The organism is Dyadobacter arcticus, from assembly GCF_011762185.1.
Classification (GTDB): domain Bacteria; phylum Bacteroidota; class Bacteroidia; order Cytophagales; family Spirosomataceae; genus Dyadobacter; species Dyadobacter arcticus.
The window spans coordinates 244,203-270,399 of sequence record NZ_JAASQJ010000003.1 but is presented as its reverse complement, the minus strand read 5'-3'; the positions used below and the strand labels follow the sequence as shown (position 1 = coordinate 270,399).

Annotated in this window: 18 protein-coding genes; 4 read left to right on the top strand and 14 right to left on the bottom strand. The window is 44.9% G+C overall.

Annotated features, from left to right (window positions below; genetic code table 11):
- The gene (locus FHS68_RS14570; protein WP_167271363.1) at positions 1-1,242 is read right to left on the bottom strand and encodes a GDSL-type esterase/lipase family protein; all 1,242 of its coding nucleotides are present in this window, start codon (positions 1,240-1,242) and stop codon (positions 1-3) included.
- Between the two features lie 85 nt (positions 1,243-1,327).
- On the bottom strand, positions 1,328-2,611 hold the full coding sequence (locus FHS68_RS14565) for an MFS transporter (protein ID WP_167271361.1): 1,284 nt from the start codon (positions 2,609-2,611) through the stop codon (positions 1,328-1,330).
- A 160-nt stretch (positions 2,612-2,771) separates the two neighbouring features.
- Here FHS68_RS14565 and FHS68_RS14560 point away from each other — a divergent pair, with 160 nt between their 5' ends.
- Entirely contained in the window at positions 2,772-3,503 is a 732-nt protein-coding gene (locus FHS68_RS14560) for a 3-keto-disaccharide hydrolase (protein ID WP_167271359.1), read from the top strand.
- A gap of 45 nt (positions 3,504-3,548) precedes the next feature.
- Here the strand turns inward: FHS68_RS14560 and FHS68_RS14555 are convergent, their stop codons facing one another.
- From FHS68_RS14555 to FHS68_RS14520, 8 genes are all read right to left on the bottom strand, one after another.
- Complete coding sequence (locus tag FHS68_RS14555) at positions 3,549-4,625, bottom strand: alkene reductase (protein WP_167271357.1); 1,077 nt, start codon at positions 4,623-4,625, stop codon at positions 3,549-3,551.
- Positions 4,626-4,706: 81 nt separating this feature from the next.
- Positions 4,707-5,690 carry a helix-turn-helix transcriptional regulator gene (locus FHS68_RS14550; protein WP_167271355.1) on the bottom strand — a complete coding sequence of 328 codons (984 nt, stop codon included), beginning with the start codon at positions 5,688-5,690 and terminating at the stop codon, positions 4,707-4,709.
- 17 nt (positions 5,691-5,707) lie between these two features.
- The gene (locus tag FHS68_RS14545) at positions 5,708-6,184 is read right to left on the bottom strand and encodes an ankyrin repeat domain-containing protein (protein ID WP_167271353.1); all 477 of its coding nucleotides are present in this window, start codon (positions 6,182-6,184) and stop codon (positions 5,708-5,710) included.
- A 235-nt stretch (positions 6,185-6,419) separates the two neighbouring features.
- Positions 6,420-8,780 (bottom strand): ABC transporter permease, encoded by a 2,361-nt coding sequence (locus FHS68_RS14540; RefSeq protein ID WP_167271352.1) that lies wholly within the window; start codon positions 8,778-8,780, stop codon positions 6,420-6,422.
- Between the two features lie 254 nt (positions 8,781-9,034).
- Complete coding sequence (locus FHS68_RS14535; protein ID WP_167271350.1) at positions 9,035-12,139, bottom strand: sensor histidine kinase; 3,105 nt, start codon at positions 12,137-12,139, stop codon at positions 9,035-9,037.
- Between the two features lie 41 nt (positions 12,140-12,180).
- On the bottom strand, positions 12,181-12,795 hold the full coding sequence (locus FHS68_RS14530; RefSeq protein WP_167271348.1) for a LuxR C-terminal-related transcriptional regulator: 615 nt from the start codon (positions 12,793-12,795) through the stop codon (positions 12,181-12,183).
- 153 nt (positions 12,796-12,948) lie between these two features.
- A complete protein-coding gene (locus tag FHS68_RS14525; RefSeq protein ID WP_167271346.1) occupies positions 12,949-15,327 on the bottom strand; it encodes a T9SS type A sorting domain-containing protein in 2,379 nt (792 codons plus the stop codon).
- 135 nt (positions 15,328-15,462) lie between these two features.
- Positions 15,463-17,424, bottom strand: coding sequence for an Ig-like domain-containing protein (locus tag FHS68_RS14520; RefSeq protein ID WP_167271344.1), 1,962 nt, complete (start codon positions 17,422-17,424; stop codon positions 15,463-15,465).
- A gap of 107 nt (positions 17,425-17,531) precedes the next feature.
- Between FHS68_RS14520 and FHS68_RS14515 the strand changes: the two genes are divergently transcribed.
- Positions 17,532-17,819 carry a hypothetical protein gene (locus FHS68_RS14515; RefSeq protein ID WP_167271342.1) on the top strand — a complete coding sequence of 96 codons (288 nt, stop codon included), beginning with the start codon at positions 17,532-17,534 and terminating at the stop codon, positions 17,817-17,819.
- Here FHS68_RS14515 and FHS68_RS14510 read toward each other — a convergent pair.
- Positions 17,816-18,556 (bottom strand): DUF4440 domain-containing protein, encoded by a 741-nt coding sequence (locus tag FHS68_RS14510; protein ID WP_167271340.1) that lies wholly within the window; start codon positions 18,554-18,556, stop codon positions 17,816-17,818. The two genes, FHS68_RS14515 and FHS68_RS14510, sit on opposite strands and share 4 nt — an antisense overlap.
- Before the next feature lie 246 nt (positions 18,557-18,802).
- Here FHS68_RS14510 and FHS68_RS14505 point away from each other — a divergent pair, with 246 nt between their 5' ends.
- Positions 18,803-22,648: a PVC-type heme-binding CxxCH protein gene (locus FHS68_RS14505; RefSeq protein WP_167271338.1), complete on the top strand. Its 3,846-nt coding sequence runs from the start codon at positions 18,803-18,805 to the stop codon at positions 22,646-22,648.
- A gap of 16 nt (positions 22,649-22,664) precedes the next feature.
- On the opposite strand, the gene FHS68_RS14500 is transcribed toward FHS68_RS14505, so the two are convergent.
- The 3 genes from FHS68_RS14500 to FHS68_RS14490 all read right to left on the bottom strand — a co-directional run bounded on the left by FHS68_RS14500 (position 22,665) and on the right by FHS68_RS14490 (position 25,023).
- Entirely contained in the window at positions 22,665-23,102 is a 438-nt protein-coding gene (locus FHS68_RS14500; RefSeq protein ID WP_167271336.1) for a hypothetical protein, read from the bottom strand.
- A 156-nt stretch (positions 23,103-23,258) separates the two neighbouring features.
- On the bottom strand, positions 23,259-23,990 hold the full coding sequence (locus tag FHS68_RS14495; protein ID WP_167271335.1) for a LytR/AlgR family response regulator transcription factor: 732 nt from the start codon (positions 23,988-23,990) through the stop codon (positions 23,259-23,261).
- Positions 23,974-25,023: a sensor histidine kinase gene (locus FHS68_RS14490; RefSeq protein ID WP_167271333.1), complete on the bottom strand. Its 1,050-nt coding sequence runs from the start codon at positions 25,021-25,023 to the stop codon at positions 23,974-23,976. The genes FHS68_RS14495 and FHS68_RS14490 overlap by 17 nt, the downstream gene beginning before the upstream one ends.
- A gap of 147 nt (positions 25,024-25,170) precedes the next feature.
- Between FHS68_RS14490 and FHS68_RS14485 the strand changes: the two genes are divergently transcribed.
- A complete protein-coding gene (locus tag FHS68_RS14485) occupies positions 25,171-25,716 on the top strand; it encodes a hypothetical protein (RefSeq protein ID WP_167271331.1) in 546 nt (181 codons plus the stop codon).
- Positions 25,717-26,197 lie beyond the last annotated feature (481 nt).

The following is a 26,197-nucleotide window of genomic DNA, read 5'->3' as shown; positions in this document are numbered from 1 at the left end:
TTAATCGAGTTTTTTTAACTCATACACCACTTCCTTCGCTTCGCTGTTCAGTATAATCTGCCCTTCCAACCATTTAATCAGCAAGTTCTGATCTTCCAGTCCTTTCACATGGCGACCTTGCTCATATCTGCGAAAACCGACGATATAGGTCTGATTTAAAGGGCGATATTGGAAAAAGTGCAGCTCGTTCTTTTTGAGGATCATGTTCCGGATTTCTTCTGATTGGGTAAATTGAGGCCCTTGTTTGATCTCGACACCACTTTCCCATTCGTTCGCAGAAGCGGAGGTTACATCATTATTTTCTGATGTTAACGTGTAGTAACCTTTTTTCAGTCCAGTAATCCGCATAATCCTGGCGTTATCCACAATCCAGCTGGCAGATTTTGGTGAAGGAAGCGGCAGATATTTATTGTCGACAATGAATTTGGCGATCATCAAATCATTATCCGAAGCTACAATGCGTGCATTGGAGGCTTCCGGCTTGCTTTTTGAAACAGTAACTGCCGTGGTAGCCTTTGCCGCGTCCAGGCCCAATGCCTTTTCCAAAGTGGTAGCTAAATAGTAATAGCCCAGCTCATTCAAATGCACTGTATTTTCGATGATCGCCTCTTTTTTACTGGTATTGAGGATTGGATTGTAGATATCCACAAACTGCTTGTTCCGCTCGCGAGCTACTTCTGAAATGACTTTGGAGTAAAGTTCAAGATCTGCATTGCGGTAGTCGACATGTTGCGAAGTATCACTGGACACAACCGGAATGGTAGAAAGTAAGACGGTTTTGGCGCCTAACTGGTCAATTTTATCAATCAGTTTATTTAATCCTTCTTTAAAATGAGCAACGCCCGCTTGTCCATCCTGCGCTTCTACACCTCCGTAACCCAGAAAAACAACTGTCGGCTGTGTCTTGGTGATATCTTCCATTAGATGTTCGTATGGCGTCGGCGGGTTGGTATAAGTGCTTCTTGCCTCGCCCCACACATTATCGCCCGTCCAACCCAGGTTTCGGAATGTGATGCCTTTTTCCGAAAATCGGGTGGTGAGCATTGTTTCGAGATAACCGTATTGGAAGTCATTTTCGAAAATGGAGCTACCCAGAAAAACGACGCGGTCGCCATCTTTGAGTTCAAATTTGGATGGATCGGCAGGCTTGGCAGCAGCCTGGCCCCATGCAGATCCCCCGGCCAGGCAAAAGAATAATAAAAAAATGTAACCGGTGGAAACCGGCACTTTCAAACTTGTCATGCACTTTGGGTTTAGGTATTGAAATATAAAGAACCTTGATAGCGGAAATTAACCATTTGTCGGCAAAACGTCACCGGATTTGAAATCAATGGTCGAAGCTTTTGATCTCCGCCGGCTTGGAGGTGGCCCGGAAGGTGACTGGAATTACAATGATTGTGATGACGGTCGCAAGCACCAGCGCAACTGACATAAGGGTATAAGATGCGTTGAAATTTCCGGTTTTTGTATTGAGATACCCAACCAGGTAAGAGCCTGCAAATGAACCTAATGCGCCGAGACTATTGATCAACCCAATCGCCCCGCCCGCAACATTCTTTGGTAATAGTTCCGCTATAGCTGCAAAAAACGGACCGTATGGAGTATAAAGTGCGCCTCCGGCTACTACCAGCAATGCGTAAGAAAGCCAGAATTTATCCGGCCCCAGCCACACGGTACCATAAAGACAAATAGCGGCGATCAGAAGAAAAGGCCAGATGAAAATTTTCCGGTTTCCGGTTTTGTCCGAGAAATAAGAGGCGGAAAGCATGCCTATAACTGCAAAGAGATAAGGAACGGACGATAACCAGCCGGTATTAACCATACTCATATTCGGCGCGGCCTTGATAATAGAGGGCAACCACATCACAAATCCATAAACGCCGACGCTCCAAAGCAAATATTGAAGACAAAGCAAAATGACTTTGGTAGATTTGAATGCCTCCGCATAGTTTTTGACAGGTTTGATGCCTGCCTGTTCTTCGAGCAACTTATTTTCAACAGCCGCTTTTTCCTCATCAGTCAGCCAGTTCGCATTCCTTGGCCGCTCGTCGATCAATCGCCACCAGATAAATGCCCAGATGATCCCCGGCGCACCCTGTAAAATAAACATCCACCGCCACCCCATCGATTCGATCAAATAACCCGAAAGAACAGACATCCAGAGCACCGTAACAGGGTTTCCCAGGATCAGAAAAGTATTGGCGCGTGAGCGTTCTTCTTTGGTAAACCATTGACTCAGAAGGATCAGCATCGCAGGCATTACCGCGCTTTCCACCACGCCCAGCATAAACCGAATGACAATCAATGTGGTGGTATCATTAACCATACCTGTGGCAGCGGCCAGCGCTCCCCAAAGGATCAACGAAATGAAAATCAGCTTCTTAGCTGTGCGTGTTGCGGCATAATGCGCTCCTGGGATCTGGAAAAAGAAGTAGCCCAGAAAGAATAATGAACTTAGTAAAGTGGAAGTATTGGGTGTAATGTTGAGATCTTTGGCCATTCCTCCCGCCACTGCGAATCCGAAATTGGCCCTGTCGAGGTACGCAAGGCTATATGTAACAAAAACAACGGGAATAATGCGGAACCATCTCTTCTGGGCCAGTGGCTTCATGGGTTGGAATTTGGGTATTAAGGAACGCGATAACTATCCATAAAAACCCTGGACAGGGCATTTCTACCGTAACACAAATCACCAACGGAAAAACGAGAAGAACTAAAAAAGGTAAATTTCCCCACCAACTTTCTTTATTTTAAAACCAATCACTACCATCATGAAATACCCGCAGAAGATACATTGGATAGTCATTTGCCTGCTTATCGCTTCTACAACAGCTTTTTCTTTTTTGAAAAAAGATGTGACCTGTTTGCCCGACGAATGGACAACGCTTTTCGATGGGAAAACCGTGAAAGGCTGGCATAGCTATAACCAGACTGCTGCTGTTGGATGGATGATCGAGGATGGCGCGCTTACGTCAGACGGTTCCGGTGGCGACCTGGTTACAGATAAAGAATATGGCGACTTTGACCTGGAATTTGAATTCAAAATCCCGAAAGGAAGCAATGGAGGCATATTATATAAGGTTTTGGAACAGCCTGACATCAAACGCACCGTATTTTCTGGTCCTGAATATCAGATTATCGATGACCAGAATTATGTTGTCAAAAATGAAAAAGGCGAACAGATCGCCTTAAAGCCGGTTCAATTAACGGGTGCAAACTACGACATCAACCCTCCATCCGACCCTACTGCGTTCAAAGCGGCCGGAAACTGGAATACGGGCAGGATCTTAGTAAAAAATAATCGGGTAATGCATTACCTCAATGGAAGGCAAGTGGCTGATTATCAGTATGGCGACGAAACCTGGAAAGCAAAAGTTGCGGAGAGCAAATACAAGGATTGGCCTTACGCCACACCTCACCACAAAGGCAAGATTGCATTGCAAAGCCACAATGTGAAGGAGAAAGTGTGGTTTAAAAATATCCGGATCAAAGAATTAGACTAGGAAAATTCAAATGCCGTCCCATTTACTGGCGGACGGCATTTGAGTTTAAGCAAGTACCTCCAAAGTTGGGTAATCGATATAACCTTCTTCACCAGCCGAGAAAAACGTATTTGGGTCCATTTCATTCAGTTCTGCGCCCAGTTCGATTCTTTTTACAAAATCTGGATTTGCCAGAAAGGGTCTTCCAAAGGCCACCAGGTCCGCAACACCTTCGCCCAATAATGTTTCCGCCGATTCGGGAGTCAGGTCATTACACAGGATGATGGTTCCTGTAAAATTTTGACGTATGGCTTCAAGCGTTTCCCGCTTTGTTTCTGCATTCAGGCTGATATGAATGTAGGCAATGCCGATCTCATTCAACTTCTTGGCGAGATAGCTGTAAGTTTCGTGTACCTCGTTTACGTCGTAGGCAGTCTGATCGCTGACAGTTGAATACGGAGAAAAGCGGATACCAACTTTGTCCTTACCTATCGCCGCGGCTATTTTTTCAGCAATCTCTAATGTAGCTTTCGATCGGTTTTCAATCGAGCCACCATATTGGTCTGTACGGTTATTGATATGCGGATTCAGGAATTGCTCCAAGAGATACCCATTGGCGTTATGCAACTCAATGCCATCAAAGCCAGCTTCAACTGCATTTTGCGCGGCTTTCACAAAACCTGCAATTACCTCCTGAACCCCTGATTCTGTCAACGCCTCAGGTTGGGAATTATCAACCATACCCTCCTGATCAGTCCACATTTTACCTGCTGCACGCACATCCGAAACGCCCACGACCCTTGCCCCTTCCGGCAGGTTGTCGGTATGTGCGATCCGGCCTGTATGCATAAGCTGGATGAAAATCTTGCTGTCACCCGCATGCACTGCCGAAGTTACCTTCTTCCATCCTTCGGTTTGCTCAGCATTGAAAATGCCTGGAATGCGTGAGTATCCTAAACCGTCCGGTGCCGGAGAAGTACCCTCAGTGATGATCAAACCAGCTCCTGTTCGTTGCCCATAATACTTGGCCATCAGATCATTAGGAACATTGCCGATTGCCCTCGATCGGGTCATCGGTGCCATGACAATGTGGTTTTTTAATTGGAAATTATCCTGTTTGTATTCGCTCAATATCTTGCTCATCTCACCTTGCTATTTAAATGATATAGCAAAATTAGAGATCACTATTTGAACAAAATAACCTTAAATGGCGCAAAAATAGTCTTATCCGACAGATTGAAACTTCTTGGGCGTTTGTCCGTGATGCTTAGCAAACAACCTGCTGAAATGACTGAGATTTGAGAAGCCAAGCTGATACCCAACCTCAGAGACAGGCACCCTTGAGTGTTTGAGCATGGTTGCGGCTTCGTTCATGCGGGCAGTTTGATAATAATTGTAAATGCTGTCTCCAAATACCTGGCGGAAAAGCATTTTTAACTTAGTTTCACTCATGTGTGCAAGTTTTGCCATATCCCTCAGATGCGGCGGCTCGCTCAAATTTGCCAGTAAAAAATCGCGGACAACCATTAATCTGCTAACATCCAGGTTATTAAGACTGCATTCTGTTTTGTAGTCGCGTTTCAGCAATTTATCGAATAACATATAGAACAACTCCTGCACCTTGACTTTATAAAACATTTTTTTAAGCGCGCTCATTTTGTCGTTATCTGCAATGACCCGGAGCGTTTTCTCAAAATCCTGCGACATCGCGACATGGTACAGAAAGGTGCTGCTGCCATTCGTAACGGTCCGGATTAGTTGGCTCGGTTCGTCGAGACTGAGCAATTCGGCCAGCAATGCAGCTTTGATGCCCACAACCGTAAAATGTATTTCCCGGTCAGCCGGAAATCTGATCTCTGAATTCAGGTCGTTGGATGAAACTTCGATCGAAGAGCTATTGATTTTTGTACAGGTAAAACTCTTCTCGCGATTGGATAATTGATTGTTGGGGAGTGTCGAGCTGTAAAAAATGATTGTGATGAGGTCGGTAATTTCTTCCGGGGCTTTTCTTCGCAGTACAAATTCCTCTTTGAAGGTATAATGATGGATCAGCAGCTTGAAATGCTCATTGATATCTACTTTCCTGATGCTTCCGGAGCCCATTTCCTCTGGAATGTCCAGCCTATCGCCTGTTACCGGCACGCCGAATTGCTCTGAAAAGCTGGTCAGAAAATTGAAACCCGGTTTTGTTGTAAATTCAAATGTCATGATGATAAACTTGCGATTTAGGGACTCACCAGCAATTCTACTGCTTCTTCATTTCCCTGCTGCCTGGCCAGATCCAATACCGATAAACCTCTTGCATCCAGCAGGTCAGGCGATGCGCCGTGACTTAGCAAAAGTTTAACCATTTCATTTCGTCCAAACATAGCGGCAAACATCAACGCCGTGCCTCCGTTTCCGTGCTGCATATCGAGGTCTGCTCCATTGCCAATCAGTAATTCAGCGATTTCGGGATAGCCTTTGAAGCTGGCGCCCATTAACGCGGTATTGCCACCAAAATCGAAAGCATTTACGTCGGCCCCGTTTTCTAAAAGTAGCTTTGCAGCTTCAATCTTATTATTGTAACAGGCAATGATCAGTGGCGTGTAACCCTTTTCGTCCTGCGCATTCACATCTGTTCCCTGAATTAGTAATTCCTGAATGACCTCCGTATTGCCCACGCGCGCGGCGTGTATCAGTACATGATTATAGTTTTCCATTAATATTAAATTTCATAATGACCGGTATAGTCCTTTTTTTGATTACAGCTGATTTGGACATTCTAAAACCGTTCCAAACCATTTCAGATCGCTACAAATCCAGATTTTGGTGAGATCCCTAAAAGGAACATGACGCGAAAGTTATTCTAAAAGGTTCCATTCAAGACCTCAAAATTGATACCCTGAAAGGAATGACCTGGGGACCTGGCGGCGACACGTTGAATGAAATTGCCATTTATTGGCTCCGCAAACTTTTGACAGGATTGGCCGATGCTGCTTTTAAACTCTGAAAACTGATCGTCAACAATGCCGTTATGACCGCTAGCAAACCAGCGCCGGCAAACATCCACCATTTGATTTCAATTTTATAAGCAAAATTTTCCAGCCATTTATTCAGTGCAAACCAGGCGATAGGCGACGCGATTAATATGGAAATGACGACCAATTTCATAAAATCGCGCGATAGCAATGAGGTAATGCTGAGTACCGTTGCGCCAAGCACTTTTCTGATGCCAATTTCCTTCGTTCGCTGCTCGGCCGTAAACGATACAAGCCCCAGTAATCCCAGACAGGAAATGACAATGGCAATCCCTGCGAAGAAATTGAGCAATTGGGCCGTTTTCTGCTCGCTTTTATAAAACCGATCGTAATCTTCTTCCAGAAAACTGAATTCAAACGGGTATTCAGGCGAATACTTTTTCCATAATTTTTCTGCCGCCAACAAAGCATTTTTAGCTGATTTTCCGGTCGTGCGAACGCTCACCAGCTTATTGCTTTCCGGTGAATTGAATACCACCAGCGGACGAATGGGCTCATGAATGCTGGTAATGTTAAAATCTTTTACTACTCCAATAATGGTGCCTTCCGTTCCATGTCTTTTGAACCGCTTACCAATCGGATTTCGGATACCGGCCTGCTTAACAGCAGTTTCATTCAAGATAAAGTGTGTCGAGTCGGCAGCATTTCCATCAAAGTTTCTGCCTGCTGCCAGTTTGATATCAAAATTGGGGATAAATGAAGGATCGACACTGATTTGGGCCATGATCAGCATTCGATTGGCTTCCTTACCATCCCAATCAACACCGCCCGTTGCATTGAAGACATTAACCGGAGAATCGCTGGAAGTACTCACGCTGATCACATCGGATTCGCCCGCCAACTCCCTTTTAAATTGTTGTGAAAAATCTTTCCCATTAAATATGAATACATGTTCGCGGCTTAACCCCGAATCGCGTTCCCGGATGTAGCGAAGCTGCCTGTTAATCACGAATGTGCCACTGATCAGAATGGTAGCCAGCGCAAATTGTAAAACAACCAATCCTTTCCGCAAACCTGCGTCGCCCACACCTGAAGAACGTCCCTGCAATGCCTGGATCGGGCGAAACCGCGCGACGAGCATTGCAGGATAAATCCCTGCCATGACAAAAGTGAACAGCAGCGTGCCGGTCAAAAACTGCCATCCCTGAATTCCCAGCAATGTAAACTGCCCGGCCTTTCCGGTAATGCTGCCGTAAAGTGGCGACATTCCTTTGATCAATAGAATCGCCAGAACCAACGAAATGCTCAATGTCATCAATGATTCGGTCAGCAACTGGCCTGCCAGCTGCATCGACCCCGCACCTACGACCTTTCGCACACCCACCTCCCGCGCCCGCCTGGTCGCTCGGGCAGTGGTGAGGTTGACGTAATTAATGCATCCAATGCTCAGCAGCAGCAACCCGATCACACCCAACATTCTGACCTGGACTGCACCCGAATTTTTCCCGTCCGGCGCGTACAAATGTATCTCAGTGAGTGATTGCAGGCGGTAATCCCCACTATCCTCGCTCTTTTTCCGGACTGCATTTTTGATTGCTGTAAACTGTGCATTTACGGTTTTAACATTCACCCCCGGACTCAGTTTAACAAAGATCTCAAAACCATAATCATCCCAGTTTTCATCCATCGTCCTCCATGAACCGTCTGCTATATACGCCTCTTTCCTGACGCTCATAGGAAACAGCATTTGATGATTGATCGACGAATTGTCTGGAATGTTGGCCATTACTGCGGCGACAGTGAATGTCCTGTTATTTTCTATCGTAGTGAATGTCTTACCAATGGCATTGGTGGCGCCAAAATATTTCATGGCCAGATCAGCCGTCAAGATCACTGAATTGGGGGATGGAAATGGTTTTGCAGGATTTCCGTATAGGATTTTGAATCCATTGAAAAGATTTAGAAAATGCTCATCAATTTGTCCCAGGTTTGCTTTTTCTGTAAATATTTTTCCATTAACACGAAAGGTGCGAAACGGATAATTTTCAACACGTACCGCACTTTCCACGCCCGGAACCGACTTGACGGCTGCAATGGCAAGCGGGGACGGCGCGTACTCAAATGTATTTTCATCTGCACCCGCACCGAAATGAGAATTGATCCGATAAATCCTGTCCGCGTCTGTGTGAAAATTGTCAAAAGTAAGCTCGTCTTTCACCCACCACAAAAGCAGCACGGTCACAGCCAGCACAATCGACAGGCCGCCAATGTTCAGGATTGAATAAAAACCGCCAGCCCTGATATTCCGCCAGCCAATTTTCAGATAGTTTTTCAGCATAACCGCTTCATTGTGTTTTTCAAAAGTCCTTACTCACTTTTACTCCGCCCCGTTGCAGGAAACATCATTTTTTCGCGCATAGTAGATGTCACCCGCCAGGGATTTTTATTGAAGTTTACTGAGATTTACTTAAGTAACCAGCCATGAAAAAACTACTCTTAATTGCTATTGCATTCCTGTTCAACGGCTGCTGGATTGAAAGACGGGATTGATTGATAGGTATTAAATACAAACAAATGCAGCTGAAGATCCGATTAAAGTACTGGAACACTTATCTCAATTCCAGTACCCTTCCCCTTCTCCGAATCGATACGGATCTCCCCTTTCAGCAGTGTGACCCGGTTTTGAATGTTGAGCAATCCATTTCCGGAAACTTTTGCAGATGGTTCAAAACCAGCTCCGTTATCCCGGTAACGCAATATCAGTCTAACTTCCTCATAATCATCCAGATATAGCCACGCATTCTCTGCCCGCGAATGTTTCATTGCATTCTGCAAAAGCTCCTGCACGATACGGAAAAGATTGATCTCTACCTGCTCAGGTAAATGTTCGGGGACATTCATGGAATTAAAAATCACTTTCACTCCATCACCCATATTGACCAGGCCGACCATATCCTCGACCGCATTCACTAAACCCATTTCTTTCAGGTTCCGCGGGTGCATGTCGTGAATCAATCTTCTTATTTCATCGACAGAACCTGCCAGAAGTTTTTCAGCGCGTTCTTTGAGTTCTGCCATCGGAATGTCTGCTTCCCCGAATGATGATAAATACATTTTAAGGAGAGAAAGATTAGCCCCGATCCCATCATGCAACTCACGCGAAAATCGCTGACGCTCCGCTTCCTGCGCCATTAATGATGCCCTGATCTCCGCCTCGCGCCTGCTTAGCTGTTGTGATAAACGATATCTGAACAAGCCGAAAATTCCGCCTGCGAAAAGCAGGATCAATAATGTCCTGAACCACCATGTTCCCCACCAGGGTGGCAGGATCGTGATTTTTATGGAAGCGCCTTTTTTGTTCCAGATGCCATCATTATTACTGCCGATCACCCTGAATGTGTATTCGCCCGGCGGGAGGTTGGTGTAGTTGGCTTCGCGTTTGGAGCCTGCGTGGATCCATCTCTCATCTATGCCATCCATCTTATATTGATATTGGTTTTTATCGCTGTAAGAAAAATTCAGGGCAGTGAATTGAAAAGTGATAAAATTCTGATTATGCAGCAGTTCAAGTTCACCGTTCCGGGGTGAATAGGCGCTATCCGTGACCGTAACATCTGTAATTTTTACTGGCGGAACGAAATTATTAGTCTTTAAATCCTTCGGATTGAAATACGTCACGCCCCTGTTTCCCCCAAAATACAAGGTCCCATCCGGGTGGCTGAAACCATCATTAAAGTAATATTGACTGGAAAAAGCCTCTCTGGAATTATACGACTTTATAATCCCCTTTCCAGGAAGAAACTTTATAAGTTGTCCATCTCCACTTGAAAGCCATAAAAATCCCTGACTGTCCTTTAATATGTTGGATATCGTTTTATCCGGCAGATCTCTTTTCTCCGATGAATAGCGGCTTATAGTCTTTAAATCATCTTTGGATATTTCATAAACACCAGTACCGGCAATGCTAACCCACATACTATTCCTAATTTCCAAAAATTCGGGAAAGTAAGTAAAGTGCCTTGATGTCTGGTTCCATATCCTGACATTTTTGCGAACCGGATCATACTTGTAAATCCCATCTGTGCCAGTACCAAGCCATATATCGCCGCTAATGTCCTGCATTCCAGAGGTTATTGGTTTCTGACTGATATCCCTGAGCGCTGGCAGCGTGTCTGTCTTCCATTTTTTAGTGTTAATATCAAACCTTGAAAGGCCGTCCCAATCCACTGACCAGAGCTCATGCAGAGCTGGCCCTGTTTCATTCTCAGCAGTTGTTACAAGAAGAAGATCGAACATGGCTTCAGTCCGGAACCTTTTTTTTAGAAAAGGGTAAAATGTCAATTTTTGCGTCTGTTGATCGTATTGTGCCACACCTCGTTGATCTCCAAACCAGATGTTGCCATTCCTATCGATTTTGATCGCAGTAATTTCGTTTCCCAAAGGCTCTAAAATCTTGGTTACAGCCCGATCCAGCTTTTTATCTTTTGCAGAAAAACACACCACCCCGTCCGGTGTAGCGATAAACAGTTGTCCTTTTGTCCCAAAAAGTGTGTTAATGATGTTGTTTGGAAGCGATTTTTCAGGATTGCTCGGGTTGTAATTTAGTGCACTGAATTGGTACCGCAACGGATCATACTTTTCCAACCCCGCTGATTGAGGCACTACCCACACAATATCCTGGTCATCTATGTAGATTTTATTAACCTGGTTTTCTGCCAAACCATCGGGATCCTTATTGTTTCTTTTGAGCTGTTGAAGCGTTTCCGCGGACGGATCAAATATAAAAATTCCTTCGTCGAGCGTGCCTGCCCATATCCTGCCAGCTCGGTCCCGGGCGATATGCTGGACATGCGGACATGAAAATTGTTTGAGCAAGTCAAATGTGAATTTCATTTGACCGGGAATTTTCCTGGGCTTTATCAGAAATACCCCATCATCTCTCGTCGCTATCCAGAAACTTCCATCGTTCTCTGGCACTATTGTCAAAAACTTTCCCGGATCTTTGAACTGCATTTTTTTTGAAAATCCTAACCCTGAAACTTTGTTAGTCTTTGGGTCAAAAACAAAAATTTCTTTCTGGCCAAGAATCCAGATCAATCCGTGTTTGTCGACTTGCATATCAGAAAGTTGATCTGATCCAGGAAGCAAAAAAGTACTTGACCGCTTTGTATTCACCTCATATCGATAGATCTTCCCCTGGCTTCCAACTGCCCATATGGCTCCCGATTGATCTTGTTTGATGCTGACAATTGTCTGGTTTGAATCTGGTATCTTAATTTTTTCGACGATCAATTTTTGTGTCACGAATCCGTCTTTCGCAAGCTGGCGCACCTGCTCTCCTTGACATACATATAAATCTTGCGTTGCCCCCAACCATAACCAGCCCCGCGAATCCACGAACATGGAGAAGATATTTGCATTGACCGTCTTGTCCCTGAAAGCAATATCAAAGTATCTGAATTCCTGGCCATCAAAGCGGACCAAACCCTTATTGATGTCAGATATCCATAAAAAACCATCGTACTTTATGGGGCCTTTGAATAAAGATGATTTTAGTCCTTTCTCATCATTAAAATGCTCAAACCGGATTAAGTCCTGCTTCGATCCTGGATTGTACAGCCCCGCTTTCTCTCTTGGCTGCGCTAATGCGCTGATTTGAGATAAGAATAGAAGAATCTGGCATAAGTAAATTTTCATCGTAACTGTCAATCGATTGATAGCGTTGGATATAACGTTTGCTAAATCAAATGCTTCCTCGCATACTGCGCCAACTCCACATTCGTATGCACATTCAGTTTCCGGTAGATATTTTTTCGATGCGTTTCCACAGTACGGGAGCTGATGAATAGTTTTTCGGCGATTGCACTGCTGGTGCTTCCCCGGCAGATCAATGCAATGATTTCGCGCTCGCGATCTGTGAGGCGGATTTCGGAGATTTTATCAGTCTGGCCTTCCAGAAATTTCAGATACGACTTTGGCCAGTAAGTCCCCCCTTCCCTGATTTGCCGGATCGCCCTGAAAACTTCTTCGCGCCCGTCGCTTTTAATGCAATAACCTTTGGCGCCAACCTGAAACATGCGTTCCATCGAGCCAATGTCGTCCAGCATGGAAAGGGCAACTATCCGGATTTCTGAATGGGATTTCTTCACCAGTTTGGCTACTTCAAAGCCAGGTATATCGGGGAGATCGATGTCCAGAAGAATGATATCAACAGGGTTGTCTCCTAAAAATGGGAGAACTTCCTTTCCGGAATGCAGTACACCTGCTACCTTCAGGTCGGTAGTATGTTCGATTAAAAAGCGGATGCCGTCGGTAAAAATCCGGTGATCGTCAACGATAAGCAATTTATTCATAAAGGAGTGTCGTTCTCTAAAAATAGGGCATATTAGCCGATCGACAATGCCTTTTAATAAGTTACATCATCAAAATCCCGATGATGGCAACCAGTATGGCCAGTACTGAAATGACCAGCCATACCCATTCCATTTTTTGGTTTTTATACCACATTATCGTATCACCAGTTTACGATGTTCAACCTCACCATTTTCCAATGTCATTTTTAAAATGTAAAGGCCTGCGGGAATTGCCAGATTTCTCAGTTCCAACTGAACGGTTTTAATCTTGGTTTTTTTCCTGATGATCTCACCATTTGCAGCTAACAACTGATAAGAAACAATGGGTATTTTGCTGGTAATTGAGACTTCATCTGTTGCAGGATTTGGGAATACATTTAATGCATCCGTGCCATTCATACGGACCGAAACAATCTTCGAAAAGGCGAAAGCGCCGTCCAGGTCGACCATTTTCATTTTATAAAGATTCTCTACCGCAGCCGGATTGGCATGAGTGTATGTATAGCGCTGTAAGGTTTTACTTTCGCCAGCCGCATTCACCTGCCCGATCTGGATCCATTGTTTGCCATCGGTACTGTGCTGGATTTCGAAACGGTCGCTATTGGTTTCGTCCGTCGTTTGCCAGTCCAGCTGTACCGCCTGCTCCTGTTTTTTGCCTGAAAAATTTACCAATGTTACCGGCAACGCTTCGGCATTTTCGGCGGTGATGAAAAAACCGGAAAAGCCAACCACGTTAAACGTGATTTCCCATGCGGACAGCGATTCAATCCATTTGATGTCCGTATCGGCCGGATCGATTGGCACGGCCATTGAGCCGGTATAACTTCCAGGAGCACTGGGGGTCGTGGTAGGCGTTCCGTGCCACTGCCAGATACGAAGGTTTTCCTTGTAGTTTTCAAGATCTGCTTCATTGCCCGGAAGTTTTACCGTGCTGGCTGCATTGAAGTTTGTGAATTCTTCCTGGCTGACATAGAGCGTGACTGTTGCGGTTGCGAGTGAAGGATTTGCCACACCAGGCTCCAGATCAAAATGGCGTTGCAGGTAGGGCTGTTTACTATACGTTTGAACTTCTTCGTCAATGGTTACCCTGGCAGTGAAAGCATCGGAACCGTTGCTGATGTTCGGTCCTGTTATCGTACCTATCAACCCGCAGTCGCTGGTTACCAATCGGTTTTCAGTATTATTTTCTATGATAATGTCCTCAGTTTCTCCGCTAGAAGCTATTTCCGGTTGAACTGGGGTCTGAAAAATATAGGCTGCCCCTAAAAGGTAGTTGGGATCGGGATCTCTCTCACTAGGCGCTCCTACGATAATATCCTCATCACGAATGAACACTGATTGTCCGAATACGTCGCCATTTTCACCGTCATCAGGAGCTATTTCTTTCAACAGGGTCCAATCTCCATTATTCTCCCGTTTGTAAATATATGCCAATCCCGTTCCTACGACCCTCGTGCCGCCAGACCCAGTAAGATTGCTAACCTTCGAAACAACCGCATAACCGCCGCTGATAGATACGCTACGACCAAACAGCTCATGATTATGTCCGTATTGCTCCTTGATACTTGCCGCACCAGGGGTGAGCAATTTTCGCACCTCTACCCAATCTCCATTATTTTGCAGTTCAAAAATATGCGCTGAACCTGTGGGAATTACAACAGGCCCGTCATAATAGTAGCCTAATTCTGCGCCCACAATTGCGTAATTATTGTGTAGGCTGACAGAGCCTCCAAAACTTGTACCGAGTTCTGGGTTTGACCGCCTGATTTTTTGCTCCTGAACCCATTGATTTTCGGAATTCTTTTTAAAGAAATAAGCGGAACCTGCTGCATTGCTTGACTCATCAGGGGCAGTATATCTATCTCGGATTGCACCAATCAGCACCCTATCGCCACCTATAGATACTGACCTGCCAAAATATTCTTGCGGGAACCTGTCGTCAGCCACCAGCCTTTGCGCCTGTACCCAGCTTCCGCCCGTTGCTTTGCTAAAAATAGTAGCTGAACCAGCATCTGTTAGGTTATTGGCTCCATTTTGATCAAAATCATCGAAAAAATGCCCGACAACAAAGTTATCTCCGCTTATAGCTACCGAATTGCCGAACCCACTGGTGCCAGTAAATTTCTGGGTAATTCCCCATACTTCACTTGGCTGGCGTTTCACAACGTACACACTATTATCATCGCTTACTACGACCACATCGCCGTCAATTGCCACCGATGTTCCGAATCTTCTTACGTCGCGGGGCGCATTTACCTTTTGGACCAGGATCCAATTACCGTCACAAGCTTTCTTAAAGATATAAGCACCTCCATTTATGAATTCCCCAGGAGCCCCAACATCTCCGGGAGCCCCAACCACAGCATAATCACCACTACTGCTAATAGCTACCGAACTGCCAAAAACAGCATTCTGCTTTCGCTCTCCTGCTACTAATTTCAATTCTTGGTCAAAACTTTGGGCATTGCTATTTGTTGCGCTTAACAACAGAACAATCCACGTAAAAATGATAGTAAGCAATTGTCTTTTCATGATTGTTTTTACAAGTAGTAATTAAGTAATGTCTTTAACTAAGTCACATCATCAAAATCCCAACAATGGCAACGAGTATGGCCAGCACCGAAATGACCAGCCATACCCATTCCATTTTTTGGTTTTTATACCACATTACCTGATCACCAATTTACGATGTTCTACCTGACCATTTTCCAAAGTCATTTTCAAAACATAGATCCCAGCCGGGGCTGCCAGATTTCCCAGTTCCAGCCGAATGGTTTTAACCTGAGTTTTTTCCCTGATAACCTCACCATTCGTTGCTAACAACTGGTAAGAAACAATGGGTACGTTGCTGGTAACGGAGACCACATCCATCGCGGGATTTGGAAAAACATTCAATGCATCCACCCCATTCATCCGGACCGAAACAATCTTCGAAAAAGCAAAAGTGCCGTCAGCATCCACCATTTTCATTTTATATAGGTTCTCTCCTGCGGTGGGATTGGAATGGGTGTATGTATAGCGCTGTAAAGTTTTGCTCTCGCCTGCCGCATTCACCTGTCCGATCTGAATCCACTGTTTACCATCGGTACTGTGCTGGATTTCGAAACGGTCGCTATTGGTTTCATCGGTTGTCTGCCAATTGAGAGCAACATTATTTTCCTGTCTGGCTCCCTGGAAAGCGGTGAGCGTTACGGGCAAGGAAGTCGATCCTACTGCGGTAATAAAGAAGCCCGAGAAACCGCGTGTATTAATGGACACCGCCCACGCATTGTACTCCGTACTCCAGCCGACCGTCGTACAGACAAAGCAATCCTCAATCACGTTATTGGCTGAATAATCACCGGGCCGGGCGGGTTGGGAATTGGGTGTACCATAGGCATGAAGGATACGAATGTTCGCAGCATAACCCTCCGCATCCGATTGGTTCATGGGCAATTTTACAGTGCTGATAACATTAAATGCATCGAACTCCGCCTGTGTGAAATACATTGTAATGCTATAAAAAGGGGCATAACCGGGTGTGAGCTCCTCTGTGGGATGAAAATCGAAGTGCCTCTGCACATAGGGCATTTTATTATAAGTTTGCACGGAGTTATCGAAGGAGACTTTTGCGTTGATGGTGTTGGAATACAGCTCGCTTCCCAAAGGTTCGGAAGCACCAAAAGTGGCGAAAATTTGGCAATTGTCGTCTGTCAGAACTCTGGCACTGGAACCACCAGGGGGGAAATCCTGGCTGCTTGGAACCGTGGTTACTGCTGTTGGCAACGCTAGTGCTACATTTACCTGATTGCTGCCGGTTGAAGTGCAGGAGGCGTCAATGGTGCTTGTTGCGAAATAATTTTTAGTCGAGGTTGGGCTGATTGTGATGCTGGAACCTTCCCCTAACGGGGTGTTTGGGCTTGTACTATACCATTTAATTGTTCCTGAGCCGGTCGCCGTAAGGGTTGTCGATTTGTTTACACATACCGACGCGGATTCCGCTGTGATCGTGGGAGCGGGCGGTAGGACTCCTGAGGGCAGCACCAGCAAAATATTGCTGGCGCTGCTTGTGCAGGTACCATTTGAAAAGGTGACGTAATAACGAAAGGAGGATTCAGAAAAACTGCCGTTTGGCAACGCTGGAATGGCATATTCGTTGCTAGGTCCGCTTTGCACCTGTGATAATTGTGAAACCGAATTTAATCGGTACCATGTGTACGTTCCGACGCCGGCCCCGGATGCAGTAAGCGTGGCCAACCCGTTGCAATAAGTACTCGCAGCAATTGTTGGCGGAGATGGCGCGGTACTAGCTCCTACTGTGACCATAATCGCAGCATATGTACACGAGGTACGGACGCCACGATAATAACGCACACCCGCCTCAACAGGGGTGATTGTAAAACTCGCCGCGCCGGTATTTCCGCTGAAATTGCTGGTACCAACGGATGTCCAGGGTCCTGAATCGGTTGTACCGACCTCCCAGGTGATCGAACCCCCAAATGCGGCAGAGGAGGGTGTTGAAATCGTAAAAGGCTGGCCCAGGCAGGGCGTTACAGTCGTGCTGGAAAGTGACCCGGGGCAGGTCTGACTGTAAGTTAACTGGCATGACAGCGCAAAAGAAATTGCAATGAGAAATAAAGTTCTTTTCATATTCTTAGCTTTAATGAGTTTATTTTGAATGTGTTGTAAAGGTTTGTTACTACAAAATTCACTTGGAAGTGCTCATTAAGCAATACCAAGATCACGGTATATTAAAGATGAGTATCGACAGAGGCGTTTCAGATTTGCCAAAAAGAGCCAGAGGCTCGACCGATCTCCTAACAACGGATTTCAATCCGTTGACCCTTAACAAGCCGAGTTTGGCAAACATTGATCTGCTGGTACGCTCCGTCGGTCTCGTCGCAAACATTGATCTGCTATGCCCCAAGTTGAAACCCGGGGTTGAGATATCTGACGAGCCTCTGGCTCTGGACGTAAGAGTTTTCGATTCAAGCACGAACGCATATAAGTATACGTTTTCGGAGATGCGTTTGTTTGGAAGCTAATTTGCTTTCAGCTTCTGCAAAATTTCTTTCCCGGCACTATTATCCGGATTAAGCTGGATCGATTTTTCGTAATTCTGGATGGCCAGTGTTTTTTCACCCGCAGCGGCGTAACCTTCTCCCAGGCTGTCGTAAGCGTTCCATGAATCAGGGTAGAGCGTCACGTTCAGTTTGAAAATCTCAATTGCTTCTTTCACTTTCTTTTCATTGAGAAAATTATAGCCTGTTGTATTAAACTGGCTTTCCACCAGCGATTGCCGGGTGCTGGAAAATGATAAGGTATCAAAAGACATTACTGCAACAATTTTCCATTTCTGACCTTCCTTAACGAGCGTTCGGTATTCCAATGTACCGCTCGGCCGGAGCGAATCAATACCAGGTGCAGAAAATCGCTGGGTGTAAGATACAGTTGCAAGGTTACCGGACACCTGGATATTGTAGTTTTTCATATCGATAGCCGTGTAGCTGGATGGTTTGGGATTTTCTTTCATCCAGCCTAGGAGCGTCGGCCCAAAATTGTTCCAGCCAACATTGTGGTTATAGAAACCGTTGCCTCCGTAAAAACGGACCGTATTCGCATCCTGCTTATACAGCGATTTCCAGGTAACAGAGTCCTTTTTCATATACGACTCTGATTCGAGCCGCACAATACTTTTAAGCTTTTCTTCTTCACTTTGGGCTTGCACTAGTTTTACAGCGAAAATGAGTAATAGAAATGTTGAGTAGCAGATGTGTTTCATCGTCTTTCGGGGATTTGTTTAAAACAAAGATCAACAAACTGAAATATGGATACAATGCCGTTTAATTGATTTTCAGCTACTTACATTCTTGCATAATTGTCGTATTACTTCGGTTTGCTTTCATTTATCATCATGTCTCTGATTAGCAAAAAGGCTATGTTGTAATCGCCAAAAATCTAAAATTGAAGGATGAACAACACTATTTATTGATTTATTAATAAATTGAATACTTCCTAAATTCTGATCATGATGATTTCTTTTTGCCGTAATGTCCTCACGCTGCTTTGCGTGATGTTGCTATCCGGCCCAACACTCGTCGCACAAGCCCCGAATCCGGGTTTTGCTCCCAAAAAAGGCGACCACATTATCCTTTTGGGCAACACATTCGCAGACCGGATGCGGCACTATGGTTATTTCGAAACTTTACTTCAAAAGAGCTTTCCAGATAAGCAGCTCACCTTGAGAAACATGGGATGGAGTGCCGATGAAGTCGGGTTACAGCCTCGGCCACTTAATTTTCCGGGGTTTGGTGAGAAAACCTCCCGTCTTACCGAGGGTCAGCAAGAGATTAAATTCAAAAGCTTTACGCACGAGCAAGAAAAAATTGTCATGCCGGTAGCCCTCAATTTCAATGGGTTAAACCAGGATTTGACGGATCAGAAAGCAGACATAATCTTCCTCTGTTTTGGAATGAATGAGGCGTTCAAGGGCCCGGCAGGTGTCCCGCAATTTGAAAAAGACCTGCAAAAATTTATCCAAAACCTGCTCGACCATCAATACAACGGGCGCTCCTCCCCGACCCTGGTACTCGTTTCGCCCATCGCACATGAAAATCTGGGCGTACCTTTTCCTAGTGTGGGTGAACACAACAAAAACCTGGAATTGTATACCCAGGTAATGCAAAAAACCGCTGCGTCCCAAAACCTTTATTTCATTGATTTGTTCAAACCATCGCTGGCGGGAATGGGAGCAAAAAGCAAGAAACCGCTTACCATCAACGGCATTCATTTAAATGACGCGGGTTACAGGCTGGCGGCAGAATGGATGGGACAATCGCTGGGTTTTTCGGGAAAAGCCAGTTTCGACTCAGACTACGACAAAAAGCTCCGGGCCGTCATCAAAATGAAAGACGACCATTTCTTTTATCGCTGGCGTGCTGTCAACGGCGAATACATTTACGGACGCCGCAGAGAACCTTTTGGCGTCATCGCATTTCCTCCTGAACTCCGAAAATTAAATCAAATGACGTCTGCTTTGGACTCCGTCATATGGGAAATGGGCAAAAGTAAACGCGTCGCGGCTTATCAAAAAGCATTGGATATCACAGACCGCAGAGGCAAGCCGGTTGATCCAATGCTGGTTACGGACATACCCATGACTGGCCGGCAGGGAGAAGCTGCAAAGGCCGCTGCGCACGAGCATCACGAGCAAACTTGGCCTGCTACCACTGAGAAATTCAAGCTTCCCAAAGGATACGAGATCAGTTTGTTCGCTTCGGAAAAGGATTTCCCGATCGAAAAACCGGTTGCAATGAATTTTGATGCAAAAGGAAGGCTATGGGTAGCAACCATGCCGACTTACCCGCAATATTTTCCGGGCATTCCGGTCCATGACAAAATCGTGATCCTGGAAGATACCAATAGAGACGGCAAGGCGGATAAACATACCGTTTTTGCAGATGACCTTTATCTTCCACTGGGTTTTGAGTTTGGGAATGGGGGAATATTTGTTTCCCAGGAACCCGACATTTTGTTTTTAAAGGATACCAACGGCGATGATAAGGCCGATTTCCGGGAGGTGATATTAAGCGGGTTCGGCTCGGAAGACAGCCACCATGCAACCCATGCATTTACATATGGACAGGACGGTGCATTGTATTTCAATGAGGGGACATTTCTGAATACCCAGGTTGAGACACCTTATGGTCCGGTTCGCTCCTATGCAGGTGCCACCTACCGCTTCGAACCGCGCACGGGCAAGCTTTTTCACTACATTTCCTATCCTTATTATAATCCCTGGGGCAGCATTTTTGACAAATGGGGTACCCATTTCATCGGCGACGCTTCCGACGGCTCCAATTATTTTGCGCCTCCCATGACTGGCAAAGTAACATATCCCGACAAACATCCCAGGATCGACATGTTTACGGAAACCCGTGTCAGGCCCACTGCCGGTATCGAAATTATTTCCAGCCGACAATTTCCTGACGAAGTACAGGGCGATTTTTTGGTCAACAATAACATTGGATTTCAAGGTACCAAGCAGCACCGTATTCTTCATGACAATTCAGGGTCGCCGCTACGGGTCATTCGTGGCAAAGAAATGGAAGCACTATTGCAATCCTCCGATCCGAATTTCCGGCCTATCGACATTGAATTCGGCCCGGATGGAGGCGTTTACATTGCCGATTGGTACAATCCGCTGATTTCCCATGGCGAAAATCCACCCCGCGACCCGGCCAGGGACAAATCACACGGCCGCATCTGGCGCATTACTTACAAGGACCAACCATTATTAAAAGTCACTGATATTTCGGGGCAAAGTATACCGCAGCTACTCGATAATCTGAAAGCCCATGAAGACCGTTTCAGATATAGAACACGATCAGAGTTGAGGGCAAAAAGTGTGGACGAGGTCATTCCTGCATTAAAAAAGTGGGTAGCAAACCTTGATAAATCAAATGCCGAATACGAGCATCATTTGTTGGAAGGATTATGGCTTTACCAGGATTTCGATATGGTTGAAGAAAATCTGTTAAAAACACTTTTAAAAGCCAAGGAGCCACAGGCGCGCGCCGCTGCCACCAAAGTCCTGCGTTTTTGGAGCGAACGATTACCCAATGCATTGGAATTAATGAAGGCAAAGGTCAACGACGATTCGCCGAGGGTGAGGCTGGAAGCCATTGTCGCCATGAGCTTTTTCGAATCCGAGCCAGGCGTCAACGCTGCAATGGACATCTTTAAATATCCGACGGACTATTACCTGGATTACGCCATTCATGAAACATTCCGTCAATTAAAACCGCTCTGGATTACTTCAATTGGAAAAAATAAACTGAACAAAAAAGCAGAGCAAAGTCTGTTGACACTAGTGTCTGATCAGGAAATTGTCAGTTTGCCTGAAACCCAGGAAACTTTGTTTGCAATACTTTCACGCCCTGGCATTGATCCAAAACAGAAACAGGAGGCTGCCGGCAAACTTTCTGAAGTGTTGAAAATCAGCAAAGTGCAAGTGCTTTTGAATGCAATGAGGAAAGAGAAATCCAATTCCAACTCACAAATCGCATTAATCAATCTGCTACTCAGTTCAGATCCAAAGGTATTACGGGGAAATCAGGCCGAATTCGAAGAGATGATTAAAAGCGATACGAGTAAACTAATGAAGGTCGTGGCTCATGCCGCGATGATCGCAGCCGATGAATCTGTTCAGTCCCGTCAGAACCTATTGGGCTCGGACAAGGCAAACTTACTATCTCGAATGCCAGAAATCGCTTATCCCATTTTAATGGATATGACGATCAATAATCCAGGTAAGATGCAGCCAACCAGGGAGTTTCTGGCTTCTCTAAAAACCCTTCCTGGTGAGGTTCAGGATTCGCCGGCGTTTGGTAATGCTATTGTGGAAATGAAGAAACGGGTTAGTCTGCTTCCTGAAAGAGACAGAGGAGAAGTCCTTTCCCTGCTTGAAAGCATGGGTACCATTGAAATTTCGTTGACTACAATTGAGGCAAAAATGGTTTTTGATAAAAAAGAATTGCAGGTTCCGCCTGGCAGGAAAATCTCTCTAATTTTTAGTAATCCGGATGTTATGCCGCATAATGTCGTCGTCGTAAAGCCTGGTACAGAACAAAAAGTCGGCAAAGCCGCCGACGCAATGGCCAATCTGAAAGACGGATTTGAAAAAAACTTTATTCCCAATACCACCGATATCTTGTTCGCGACCCCGCTCGTCAATTCGGGTAAAAGCTTCCGCCTGGATTTCACAGCACCGGCACAACCCGGCGATTATCCGTTTATATGCTCATTCCCAGGACATTGGCGGGTTATGCAGGGGATTTTGAAGGTATCAGATTCTGCGAGTAAGCCGAGATAAGCGCCCGAAATAGAATCTATTCCCCTATTTTCTGCGCGACAAACGCCGCTACCAACCCGCCGACCAGGTACCAAGCTACGGTTAGCACCTTTGTCTGAACCGTTTTGTTGACATGATCGTCATCCAACCCCATAGGCTTGGTTAATGTCAATGCACCAATTCCGGCCGCCAAACCATAAGCAGCGCCTCGAAAGATCAGATTTTTGCTTTTTCCAACTGGCACCATGCTGTAATACATTGAATTGCTGATCAGGTCACCGGCCAGTGTGAGCCCGAATAAATTTTTTCTTGAAGGTGAGCTGATACCCAATGCATTAAGTGATTTGGACAATGCTTCTTCGCCGATCAAATCCACCCGAGGTGCTTTGGAATAGAAACGCTTTGCGGTTTCATGTAAAATATTCAGGGCAACTGCCCCGGCTAGCCCTGCTGATATATTTTTAATCGCTTTCATCGCTTGTTGTTTAGATTGAAGTTACACAGAATATGAAAATATTGTGCCATTATTAAAACAAATGTGGTGACCGTTGCTGAATTCAATAACACCAAATTGATCAAGGCAATCCCCTATCAAGTCGCCTCAAAAAATGGGGCATAAGCTGTAGCCCATTCATTTATTAATGCTTGCAAAAAAATCAACGAACTTTTTCTTGTAAAACCGCCCGATCGGGATTTTGAGGTGGCCGATCTGCACGATGTCGCCTTTGAAGGATGTAATGTTGTGCAGGCTCACAATAAAGGACTTATGAATGCGGATGAAGCTGTTTTCGGGTAGTTTTTGCTCAATGTAGGTGATTCGCTGGTAGGTGACGATCGTTTTTCCAGTCGTAATTACCTTGATATAATCTTTGATGCTTTCGATGTAGAGAATGTCTTTTAAAAAGACTTTTACCATTTCTTTATTCACATTGAAATAGATATACATTTCATCCGCAACCGACGGTTTTTCTGCAATTATTTCCTGGCTGGGCCTGGCAATTAGCTGACTGTATTTGGAAACTGCCTTCAAAAATCGCTCAAATTTCACCGGCTTGACGAGGTAATCCAACACATCCAGTTCGAAACCTTCTACCGCGTATTCCCGGAAGGCAGTGGTTAAGATCACCGTTGGTTTCTGGTGTAGTGATTTGATGAAATCCAACCCATTTAGGCCAGGCATCTGAATGTCCAGGAATAGTAACTCCACTTCGTTCTGCCGGATGAAATTGTAGGCAACCATGGAATTGGTGGTCTGAAAAATAAGATCCAGGGAGTCAATTTGGGCGATATAAGATGCAATAAGCTGCAAAGCCGGAGGCTCATCATCCACGGCCATACACTTGATTTTATGCGCTGGCTCCATTTTGAATTTTGAGTATCACCATAAACGTATTGATCTCAGAAAGCACATTAAATTCATGTTTTCCCGGATATAAAATTTCAAGTCTGCGTTTAACATTCTCAATGCCAATGCCATATCTCCCGGGCTGGATATCAACGGCTTGCAATGGACAGCTATTCTCGATTTTTACCGTAAGTGTTTCATTTCTGATCGAAAAATCGATCCTGATCCAAGAATGATCATTGACCTTCCCGGCACCATGCTTGAATGCATTTTCTACCAAAGGCAACAGCAGCATGGGACTGATGTAAAACTGATCAATTTTCGACAAAATGTTTAGTGAAATATCCAGTCGGTCACCAAAACGGATTTTCTCCAATTCAATGTAATTCTGAATGTATTCCACCTCCTTATCCAGCGAAACTACCTGACTTTTAACTTCATACAAATTGTGATCTAGAAATGAAGAAAGCCGGTGAATCAGGTCCGGAGTACGTGGATCCTGCTGAATCGAAAATGAGTAAATGTTATTAAGAGTATTGAAAATAAAATGTGGATGTACCTGCAATTTCAATAATTCGAGCTCTGACTGAATTTTATCCTTTTGCAAAGCCTGAGTCAGCTTTTGCTGCTCGTAATAGGTCCTAAAAAAGAAGAAAAGCGAGTAAAGCGCCACAATCAAGTACATATTTACAAACTCAATAATGAGTTTGGGTAATGCGAAAAAGGGCATTCTATTTCCCTCCGGATAATATAGAGGATAGGTATAATAATAGTTGAAATAGCGCCTGCCCAAAATTACGATAACCATTGTGGCAATCGTAAATGCCCAAAATAATTCTCTCTTATCTTTTAAATAAAATGCCTTAAAAAAGACGTGAACTGTCAGATAGGCCCCCAGCCAGGTAGCGGGAACAATCACGCAGGCATTGATAAAATACCTTACGTATTCGCTTGTCATGGCGGGAACACTCAACCATTCGTACATGAAGTAAAATGTCCAGAACAGGACACTCAATGTGAGCTGGTTATGGGGCCATTTTGTTTTAAACATTTTATAAAAGAAAGAATACAATGCATAAAACCGACAGCTTGCCGGATTTACTTCAAAGATAATCCCAGGGCGGTCTCACCCTTCGGGCATTTAGCCCAACGACGGTTTCCACACGACATACTCCATTAAGCTGACTCATGATTAATTATGTCCAAAAACGCTGTTATTCAACTAAAAAATGACAATTCAGGTATTTTACCGACTTTTCTTTGTGACATAAGGCAGCTGATGGTCGGCTGGCTCAAACCAAAAACAAACAATGTCATGATCAATCTCTTGAAAAAACTTGGGTTACTTTTTGGCGTGATCACCCTGATGGGCATTCAAACAGTCGTTGCACAACAGTTGGCATCGGACAAAATCACTCCGATGGTTGCGGTTACGCGGGATGGCAAGCTGAAAGTCGCTTATGCAAATCCCGGCAGGAAACGAGTGCTGCTAGAACTGGTTAACAGCAGAAATGAAAAACTTTATCAACTGCGCAGAAGTGACGACAGGTTTGCCCAGCTGCTGAATCTGAACGAGCTGGGTGACGGCGCTTACCGTTTTATTTTAAAGGCAGAGGATCAAAAGCTGGTGTATGAGATTTGGATCGAAACGCAAACCAGATTCAAATTGAAACCCAATGGTAACCCGCAGCAACCCGACAGCAGTTACTATACGCTTCCTGAAATTTTTTCAACAAGGCTTTAATTTTTCTTGAAAACATCTCTCACCTAAAAATTACAAAACAGAAATTTTTCAGTTAATTTTCAATGTAAGCAACTGTTTCCAAGGTTTACGCATGCAATTGGCTGCGGCTGGGAGAATTGATCTGGATGCTCCTGTAAACCAATATATTAACTCATTTTCACTGGATGATTCCAGGAGCAAGAATAGGACAGTCCGGCAGCTTTTGAACCAAACGGGCTGCTGACGACGTAGCGCAATGGTTGAAATTGCAGCTAAATCTTTTAGGCCGGCCGCATTTACCTTCGAGACCGGCGCCTGTTCCGGGAACGATACCAGTTATGAACTCATGTAAATAATTCTTTGAATATAGTCGGGCTTCAAGTAATATTGGCAGCGCTGGGTTATGCAGCGCATGTTGATTTTGGTTGGTATTCATTCCGATTTTCACTGAATATAAATGGCTAGTTGGGTAAAGAATTTTTTAAATAAACCTTCCGCAAAA

Bases quoted from the DNA above. Each gene is read 5' to 3' on its own strand.
- FHS68_RS14570 (WP_167271363.1), bottom strand. From the start codon at position 1,242: ATGACAAGTTTGAAAGTGCCGGTTTCCACCGGTTACATTTTTTTATTA.
- FHS68_RS14565 (WP_167271361.1), bottom strand. From the start codon at position 2,611: ATGAAGCCACTGGCCCAGAAGAGATGGTTCCGCATTATTCCCGTTGTT.
- FHS68_RS14560 (WP_167271359.1), top strand. From the start codon at position 2,772: ATGAAATACCCGCAGAAGATACATTGGATAGTCATTTGCCTGCTTATC.
- FHS68_RS14555 (WP_167271357.1), bottom strand. From the start codon at position 4,625: ATGAGCAAGATATTGAGCGAATACAAACAGGATAATTTCCAATTAAAA.
- FHS68_RS14550 (WP_167271355.1), bottom strand. From the start codon at position 5,690: ATGACATTTGAATTTACAACAAAACCGGGTTTCAATTTTCTGACCAGC.
- FHS68_RS14545 (WP_167271353.1), bottom strand. From the start codon at position 6,184: ATGGAAAACTATAATCATGTACTGATACACGCCGCGCGCGTGGGCAAT.
- FHS68_RS14540 (WP_167271352.1), bottom strand. From the start codon at position 8,780: ATGCTGAAAAACTATCTGAAAATTGGCTGGCGGAATATCAGGGCTGGC.
- FHS68_RS14535 (WP_167271350.1), bottom strand. From the start codon at position 12,139: ATGAAAATTTACTTATGCCAGATTCTTCTATTCTTATCTCAAATCAGC.
- FHS68_RS14530 (WP_167271348.1), bottom strand. From the start codon at position 12,795: ATGAATAAATTGCTTATCGTTGACGATCACCGGATTTTTACCGACGGC.
- FHS68_RS14525 (WP_167271346.1), bottom strand. From the start codon at position 15,327: ATGAAAAGACAATTGCTTACTATCATTTTTACGTGGATTGTTCTGTTG.
- FHS68_RS14520 (WP_167271344.1), bottom strand. From the start codon at position 17,424: ATGAAAAGAACTTTATTTCTCATTGCAATTTCTTTTGCGCTGTCATGC.
- FHS68_RS14515 (WP_167271342.1), top strand. From the start codon at position 17,532: ATGAGTATCGACAGAGGCGTTTCAGATTTGCCAAAAAGAGCCAGAGGC.
- FHS68_RS14510 (WP_167271340.1), bottom strand. From the start codon at position 18,556: ATGAAACACATCTGCTACTCAACATTTCTATTACTCATTTTCGCTGTA.
- FHS68_RS14505 (WP_167271338.1), top strand. From the start codon at position 18,803: ATGATGATTTCTTTTTGCCGTAATGTCCTCACGCTGCTTTGCGTGATG.
- FHS68_RS14500 (WP_167271336.1), bottom strand. From the start codon at position 23,102: ATGAAAGCGATTAAAAATATATCAGCAGGGCTAGCCGGGGCAGTTGCC.
- FHS68_RS14495 (WP_167271335.1), bottom strand. From the start codon at position 23,990: ATGGAGCCAGCGCATAAAATCAAGTGTATGGCCGTGGATGATGAGCCT.
- FHS68_RS14490 (WP_167271333.1), bottom strand. From the start codon at position 25,023: ATGTTTAAAACAAAATGGCCCCATAACCAGCTCACATTGAGTGTCCTG.
- FHS68_RS14485 (WP_167271331.1), top strand. From the start codon at position 25,171: ATGTCCAAAAACGCTGTTATTCAACTAAAAAATGACAATTCAGGTATT.